At 59.7% G+C, this 7,706-nt stretch carries 6 protein-coding genes and 1 pseudogene; 5 read left to right on the top strand and 2 right to left on the bottom strand.

Annotation, left to right across the window (positions count from 1 at the left end; genetic code table 11):
• Nucleotides 1–175 precede the first annotated feature (175 nt).
• Nucleotides 176–421, bottom strand: a complete 246-nt coding sequence (locus tag ACWGS9_RS33545) for a type II toxin-antitoxin system TacA family antitoxin (protein WP_454509246.1) — start codon at nt 419–421, stop codon at nt 176–178.
• Nucleotides 422–717: 296 nt separating this feature from the next.
• On the opposite strand from ACWGS9_RS33545, the pseudogene ACWGS9_RS33540 reads away from it, so the two are divergent.
• The 5 genes and pseudogenes from ACWGS9_RS33540 to repC form a co-directional block, all read left to right on the top strand.
• Nucleotides 718–1,692, top strand: a pseudogene (locus ACWGS9_RS33540) (site-specific integrase); the annotation flags it as partial.
• A gap of 112 nt (nt 1,693–1,804) precedes the next feature.
• Entirely contained in the window at nt 1,805–2,908 is a 1,104-nt protein-coding gene (locus ACWGS9_RS33535) for an ATP-binding protein (protein WP_454509245.1), read from the top strand.
• 712 nt (nt 2,909–3,620) lie between these two features.
• The gene (gene repA, locus ACWGS9_RS33530; RefSeq protein WP_454509244.1) at nt 3,621–4,823 is read left to right on the top strand and encodes a plasmid partitioning protein RepA; all 1,203 of its coding nucleotides are present in this window, start codon (nt 3,621–3,623) and stop codon (nt 4,821–4,823) included.
• 78 nt (nt 4,824–4,901) lie between these two features.
• Nucleotides 4,902–5,873, top strand: coding sequence for a plasmid partitioning protein RepB (repB, locus tag ACWGS9_RS33525; RefSeq protein ID WP_454509243.1), 972 nt, complete (start codon nt 4,902–4,904; stop codon nt 5,871–5,873).
• Between the two features lie 165 nt (nt 5,874–6,038).
• Nucleotides 6,039–7,244, top strand: coding sequence for a plasmid replication protein RepC (gene repC / locus ACWGS9_RS33520; RefSeq protein WP_454509242.1), 1,206 nt, complete (start codon nt 6,039–6,041; stop codon nt 7,242–7,244).
• A gap of 123 nt (nt 7,245–7,367) precedes the next feature.
• Here repC and ACWGS9_RS33515 read toward each other — a convergent pair.
• Nucleotides 7,368–7,706 (bottom strand): tyrosine-type recombinase/integrase (locus ACWGS9_RS33515; protein ID WP_454509241.1); only part of this gene is annotated, 339 nt, incomplete at its 5' end.

Raw genomic sequence — 7,706 nt, 5'->3', positions numbered from 1 at the left:
GAGAGAGCTCGGCGTGCACGATCTGCGCCAATAGAACCCACTACCGTATATCCGTGTCCCAATAATGTACCGAGGCCATAACGGGTCAGGAAGGCGTTCATGTCCGCGTCGCCGCAATCGAAGCCGCTCCGATCGTGCGCCTTCGAGATCGGCTCCTCGTGCCAGGCCGGAAGGCTCATCGATCACGCGGCAAAGCGGCGATCGCGGCGCGCAGTTTTTCGTTCGGCGGCGGCGGGTTGTCCAAAAGCTCCAGAATGCGCAGGAAATCCCGTTCCGAGACCTCTATCCTCTCGGCGCTCTTGATCACCGCTTCGGCCTCGCGCAGGGCGGCACGGGTGACGAACTCCGTCAAATCCGCATGCACAAGCGCGGCTGCCCGCATCAGCGTCGCCTTCTGCTGCGCCGCCACCCGCAGGTTCATCCGTTCATTCGCTTAGATTGCTGCCCGAGGCATAATAACCTTCTTCACTGCTGTTATTTTCATTGAATTTGACGGTTCGAGCTGGATCATGCCCGGCGGTCAAATAGATATGTCTTAAAGGCGTACAGATTGCACTCCAAACGGCCACACCGTCGCAGGGCATTCAATCCAGCCGCACGGACGTCGCCATCGCCTCGCCACCGCCGGCCAAATCACGTTTGAATCGGTCATGACCAATAACGCATAACGCCGACAAGCATGCTCAGAACGACCTCCCGGACATCGTGGATGTGGTGATGGAAATGGGACGTGGCGCAGAGGATGCCAACACTCCCCCCTCCCCTCGCCTGACGGCGCCGAGCAGCGACAAGGGTCGGCTATCGGGTCACCTTGAAAGTTTGGCTGACCGCGCACGCGGCTTTGTCGAAGCTGCCAGTTCGGCGAACACGCGGCGCGCCTAAGCCTCTGACTGGAAGCATTTTTGCGCCTGGTGCCGCCGGCAAAATCTCGAGGTGCTGCCAGATCCGCAGACCGTTGGCCTCTACGTCACCGCTTGCGCCTCCGGCAGCGCCACAGTGGACAGGAAGCCGAGCTCGGTGAGCACCATCGAACGCCGTCTGTCCTCGCTGGCCTGGAATTTTACTCCGCGCGGCCAGCCGCTGGACACAAAAGACCGGCATATCGCGACCGTCATGGCCGGCATTCGCAACACCCACGCCTCCCCTCCCCGGCAGAAGGAAGCGATCCTGCCCGAGGATCTGATCGCCATGCTGGAAACACTCGATCGGGGCTGCCTGCGCGGCTTACGCGACCGCGCGATCTTGCTCCGCGGTTTTGCCGGCAGGCTGCGCCGTTCGGAAATCGTCGGCCGCGATGTTTTGCGCGATCAAACCGAAGATGGCCGCGGCTGGGTCGACTTCTTCCCCGACAAAGGCGTTCTGGTCACCTTGCGCGGCAAGACCGGCTGGCGTGAGGTCGAGATCGGGCGTGGCTCCTCGGACGCCACCTGCCCCGTTGTGGCGCTCGAAACTTTGCTCAAGCTTGCACGCATCGCCCACGACCGCCCTTCCGAAGGGTGACAGGGCAAGACAAAAAAAATCGGCGCCGAACGGCTCAATGGCCAAGAGATTGCACGGCAGGTCAAACGCCTGGCCCTGGCCGCCGGCGTGCGTGGCGATCTGTCGGAGGGCGAGCGCGCTCAAATGTTTGCCGGGCACTCGCTGCGTGCCGGCCTCGCCTCCTCGGCTGAGGTCGATGAGCGCTATGTGCAAGCGCCACAGCATCCTTGCAAATTGAAAATTACGCCTTTAATTTGCAGGGATGATATCTCGCAGAGTCCTACCGTTAGTCAGGCAAGCGCTCGGACGACAGGCGGCTGTCGCCTTGATCGGCCCGAGACAGGTCGGCAAGACTACCCTCGCATTGGAAATCGGCGATGAAACCGGTGCGCTTTACCTTGATTTGGAGTCACGCGAGGACAGAAACAAGCTCACCGATCCTGTCCTCTTTCTCAAGGCTTACGAAGATCGTCTGGTCATCCTCGACGAGATTCACCGCGTGCCGGAACTGTTCCAGGAACTGCGCGGCCTGATCGATCAAGGCCGGCGCCGCGGTCGCCGCACCGGCAGATTCCTGCTGCTGGGTTCAGCTTCTATGGATTTGCTCCGCCAATCCGGTGAAAGCCTTGCCGGCCGCATCGAATATGTCGAAATGACGCCGCTCGATGTCCTGGAAGTCGGAGCGGCGGACGCAGAGCGCCTATGGCTCCGCGGAGGGTTTCCGGACAGCTTTTTGGCAGCGTCTGATGCTGATAGTCTGGCGTTCCGACGCAGCTTCATTCGAACCTACCTCGAACGCGACGTGCCGCAATTCGGACCACGCATTCCTGCACAGACGCTGGAGCGACTCTGGACCATGCTCGCCCATAATCAGGCTGGTCTCTTGAACGCTTCCCGGCTGGCGTCCGGCCTGTCCGTCAGCGCACCAACCGTGACATCGTACGTCGATCTTCTCGTCGATCTTCTCCTGGTGCGAAGGCTGCCTCCGTTTCACGCCAATACGGGCAAGAGACTTGTAAAATCGCCGAAGGTCTACGTGCGTGACAGCGGCATCGTGCATGCGCTTTTAGGCATCGAGGATCTCAATGGCCTTTCTGGACACCCCGTTGTCGGCGCCAGTTGGGAGAGTTATGTCATCGAAAATCTTCTTTCTGTCGCACCTGCGCGTACAGTGGCCAGTTTCTATCGGACCGCCGCCGGCGCCGAGATCGATCTTCTTCTGGCTGCTCCTGGCAACCGTCCTTGGGCGATCGAGATCAAGCGCAATCTGGCGCCGAGGGTTGAAAAGGGCTTTCACTTGGCTTGCGAGGACGTCGATCCCGCGCGTCGCCTCATTGTCTATCCCGGTGCCGAAAGCTTCCCCCTCAAGGATGGTGTGGAGGTGAAGACCCTGGGCGCCCTCGCAATGTCTCTAGTGGATCTTGCCTGATGGCGGAGGTGACTCCACGTCCGAGCTGAATTCTTCGATTTTCCCCCTGCCAAGCTAAACTCCCGCCGCCTCGATCGGATGTGTCCTCTCCCCTAACCGGTCATCCTCGCCGTCATCCCGTTCATCCGCTAGGCCGGTCAGCATCGGCCCAATCGAAAACTGCCCTGCCCTCGCCCTCTTGGTCAGCACGCGCAGATAATCCGCCAGCCGAATTGATGTGTTGTGCAGGCGATCACCACGGCAGCGGTCTCCTGGCCCACCGCATGGGCGGCCAACATTGTGAGAAATGTCAAAAAGGGGCTGCGGCTCGCGTGGGATTCGCCCTACCCCCTGGTCGACGGTCGAAGTGCGCTCTCGCGGATAGCAAACGTCTTGGCTGGAGACGCGCGCCCGAAGTCGGTGTCTGGCCCTGAGGATAAATTTATGGATGGGGCAGGGGGGGTGTCGACGGCTTTAGCTGCGTCTCGTCTGCCGGCGTGGGCCCGTAACGAAATTGACAGCCGTGCAAATGGCGATAAAACCGAATTATAACAGAGAGATAGGCGCGGCTTAGACCGTCCCTTGACGGCACCTTGTCGGTGCCGGGGGGCGGGAGCGGACAGCAATTAACCCTTTGTTAACTTTAAATTCCTTGCGCGATTAGGAGAATCGGGCACTATTCACGCTTGAATGTCAGTTTGGGCACAAAAAGCGTTATTCGGGATCTGTGGGAATGAACATCTTGGTGAAACCGGACGCGGATATTGACTTCGACGAGGCCATTGTCGCCCAGGGCGAACTGATCTCTGACAAGCTGAACATCTTGCGGTTTGAACAATACCCTCCAAATGCGTCCAAGGGATTGCGTTCATTCTCGTTGTCGGAAGTTGCGGCGTTTCTAGGCGTGACAGCGAACAATATCAAGAAGCTCCATCTCGAAGGCAAAGGCCCGGTGCCTGAGACAACGCCTTCTGGCCGGCGGACTTACACCGCGGCGCAGATGCTCGAGTTGCGGCAGTACCTAGACAAGCACGGCCGTTCGGAACTGAAGCGCTATCTGCCGCACCGGCGTACCGGAGACGCGATGCAAATCGTCTCTGTCGTCAATTTCAAGGGCGGATCGGGCAAGACGACCACAGCGGCTCACTTGTCGCAGTATCTTGCCCTGACCGGCCACAGGGTCTTGGCAATCGATCTTGACCCGCAAGCTTCTTTGTCGGCCTTGCACGGCATCCAGCCCGAACTCGATCAGAATCCTTCGCTCTATGAAGCACTGCGCTATGATGATGAGCGAAAGGAGATCGTGGAACTCATTCAACCGACGAACTTCCCGGGTCTCGATATCATCCCCGCGAACCTGGAGCTTCAGGAATACGAATACGAAACGCCGCTTGCGGCTTCGAAGCAATCGGCTGAAGGCCGCAGTTTCTTTACGCGCATCACCAATGCGCTCAAATCGGTCGACGATCGCTATGATGTGGTCATCATCGATTGCCCACCCCAGCTGGGCTATCTGACGCTAACGGCACTCACCGCATCGACGGCCGTGTTGATCACCGTGCACCCGCAGATGCTCGACATCATGTCGATGTCGCAGTTCCTGTTGATGCTCGGCGGGATATTGCAGTCGATCAAGGCGGCCGGTGCGACTGTCAGGCTCAAATGGTTCCGCTACCTGGTGACGCGCTATGAGCCGACGGACGGACCCCAGGCGCAAATGGTGGGATTCATGCAGGCGATGTTTGTCCAGCATATGCTGAAGGCGCACATGCTTAAGTCGACGGCGATCTCCGATGCGGGAATGACCAAGCAGACGCTCTATGAGGTGGACCGGTCGCAATTCATTCGTTCGACCTATGAGCGGGCGATCGACAGCATGAATGCGGTGAACTCCGAGATCACGGCCTTGCTCCACCAGGCGTGGGGGCGTCGATGATGCACGTTTTGACAGCCGTGCAGATCGTCGGTTTCACCAGTTACAATAATAGCTTAGTCTCATTTGGAGGACGTATGAATGGCTAGGAAAGGATTGCTGGCCAGCGTCATCAGTCCCGAGACGCATTCAGCCGATGCGGCAGCACGCTCGGAATACGCCCGGAGGGGTGCATCCCGCACGATGATGCTGTCGCTGGATGAGATGTCGCAGAACTCCGCCAAGCTCCTCGAAGGAGAGGCGGTGGTGTCGCTCGATCCAGCAATTGTCGAAGCGTCGCCGGCAGCGGACCGCATGGAGCTGGACGACCAGGACTACCGCGACCTTGTCTCCGCTATCCGTGCCAGTGGTCAGTCGTCGCCGATCCTGGTTCGCCCGCATCCGACGATGCAGGGCCGCTATATGGTCGTGTTTGGGCGCAGACGGCTCAAGGCTGCAGCAGAAATCGGTGTGCTAGTCAGGGCGGTCATCAAGCCCATGCAGGACGAGGCCGCGGTTGTCGCGCAGGGACAAGAAAACTCGGCCAGGGCAGATCTGTCATTCATCGAGCGCGCGCTGTTTGCGCGCCAGATCCTAGATCTCGGGCATTCGAAGGAGACCGCAAAGGCTGCGTTGACCGTTGACGATACACTTCTGTCTAGGATGCTTTCGATTGTCGATGTGATTCCCGGACCAGTGATCCGCGTGCTGGGTCCGGCAAAGGGCGTGGGACGCGATCGCTGGGAGGAACTCAAGAAAGCGCTGCTGGCACCAAAGAACGCTGCCAGCGCCATGGATCTGGTTGGAGGCACCGAGTTTCTGAAGGTTGGGCAGGACGAGAGGTTCAATTTCATCCTGAGCGCACTTCAGCAACGGCCGAAGAAGAAATCCAAGTCGACCGCTACGTCTACGTCGTGGTCATCCTCTGACCAGGCGGTCGTCGCGCAGGTCGGTGTGAAGGGCAGGGCGGTCAGCATCTCGCTGTCTTCGAAGCAAGAGCCGGGCTTTGGCGTCTGGCTGTCGGAGAACCTCGAGGAGTTCTACCAAGCGTTCAAGAAAACCCGAAAGGTTTGAGCAGGAGTATAACTCGCAAAAGAAAAAGGCCCCCGAACGTCACCGCTGCGGAAGCCCTTCTCAGATCTAGACAATCAGAGAATCACATTTCCGCGACTCACTGTCAAGAGTTTTGGCGTCGTTTTGGCGAGCAGGTTTCTTTTGCCTCATTGAAGGTGAAGGAACATGGAGAGGGAAATTGCAACGACTCCCTTCGGGAGTCGGCCGATGTCGCTTGCCCTGGTGGCTGCGCAGCGTGAGGCCAAGGAGATCCCGGAGGGCAAAGCTGTCGACAAATGGCAGGTCTACCGCGATCTCTGCGAAGGGAAATCCGCGATCGCCATCGGCGATCGCGCACTGGCTGTGCTCGCCGGCCTGCTGTCTTTCTATCCGGATGATGAACTGTCGGAAGACAACGGCCTGATCGTTTTTCCATCGAACAGGCAGTTGTCGCTGCGTTCGCATGGGATGGCCGACTCGACGCTGCGCAGGAACCTGGCGGCGCTGCTAGAGTGCGGCATTATCCTTCGCAGGGACAGCCCAAACGGCAAACGATATGCCCGCAAGGGGCGCGGAGGAGAGCTGGAGGATGCCTACGGCTTCTCGCTGGCGCCGCTACTAGTCCGGGCGGAGGAGTTCCGTGCGGCGGCCGAGCGTGTGCGGGCGGACAGTCGTGCGCTGAGATTGATGCGTGAGCGCATTACGCTGCAGCGTCGCGATATAGGCAAGCTCATAGAGGCAGCGCTGGAGGAGGGTGCAACTGGCGCCTGGGAGAGCCTTTGGAAGCGCTTCAGGAGCGTCGTGGACCGGCTCCCGCGCAAGGCAAGTGTCTGCGAGCTCGGGCCTCTCGCCGCGGCACTCGACACTATCCGTGACGAAGTCGACAGCGCATTGAATTCCTTTATTAATGTCGAAAATCAGAGCGCCAATGAGTCCCACAATGAGCGGCAGCAATCTGATTCAAACCCCGACTCTACTTTTGAATTTGAACCAGCTTTCGAGAAAGCTAGGGCCGCCGCCGCGCCACAACCCCGACGGGAGGAGCCGCCAAGGAACTATCCGCTTGGACTTGTACTGAAAGCTTGCCCAGACATCGCCGACTATGCCGTCGACGGTATCCACAGTTGGCGCGACTTGATGATGACGGCAGCGCAGGTGAGGGGCTATCTCGGTGTTTCGCCGTCGGCGTACGAGGAGGCCTGTCATGTCATGGGTCAAGAAACCGCGCCTATCGTCGTCGCCTGCATCCTGCAGCGCGCCCAGCACATCAATTCAGCCGGAGGGTATTTGCGCGTGCTCACCGAAAAGGCGAGGGCAGGACAGTTTTCCGTCGGGCCCATGCTCATGGCGGCGCTCAAGGCCAACGGCACGATAGCGAGAATGACGGGATGAGCGCGGGGTCGGTCTTACCGGCCGATCCGGGCGAACGGGATGTCGGGGGGACATTTCGTTGACACGATTGGATCAGACTGTCGACCCGGCGTGCGGCAAATGGCCCGCACGTATGCTCCGACTCTATATGATCAGCCGCGCCGCGCGTCCCAACTGCCGTTCCGCGTCGTTGTAGTAGCGCGAAGCCTGTTGGATCGAGCGATGTTGGGATTGCTGCATGGCCTCGGTCAGCGGAATGCCGCGGCGGCCGGTTTCGGTCAAAAACCCCGAGCGCAGGCCGTGGGCGGAAAACAGCGTCGGGTCGAGACCGGCCTTAGTGGCGCGTCGCTTCAGGATCAGATTGACCGATTGCGGCGTTACGGCCCGGCTTTCGAGATTGCCCCAGCGATCGATGCCACGAAACACGGCGCCATCGGCAATGGCGGCCCGCTCGAGCCATGCGCTCAGCGCCACCACCGGCCG

The sequence above is a fragment of the Mesorhizobium sp. Arg314 genome (assembly GCF_053714275.1).
The sequence above is the reverse complement of the archived record's forward strand: the minus strand, read 5'-3'. Positions and strand labels throughout refer to the sequence as shown.

Excerpts from the sequence above, each read along its gene's own strand:
- repC (WP_454509242.1), top strand. The coding sequence starts at position 6,039 with ATGGAGAGGGAAATTGCAACGACTCCCTTCGGGAGTCGGCCGATGTCG.
- ACWGS9_RS33545 (WP_454509246.1), bottom strand. The coding sequence starts at position 421 with ATGAACCTGCGGGTGGCGGCGCAGCAGAAGGCGACGCTGATGCGGGCA.
- repA (WP_454509244.1), top strand. The coding sequence starts at position 3,621 with ATGAACATCTTGGTGAAACCGGACGCGGATATTGACTTCGACGAGGCC.
- repB (WP_454509243.1), top strand. The coding sequence starts at position 4,902 with ATGGCTAGGAAAGGATTGCTGGCCAGCGTCATCAGTCCCGAGACGCAT.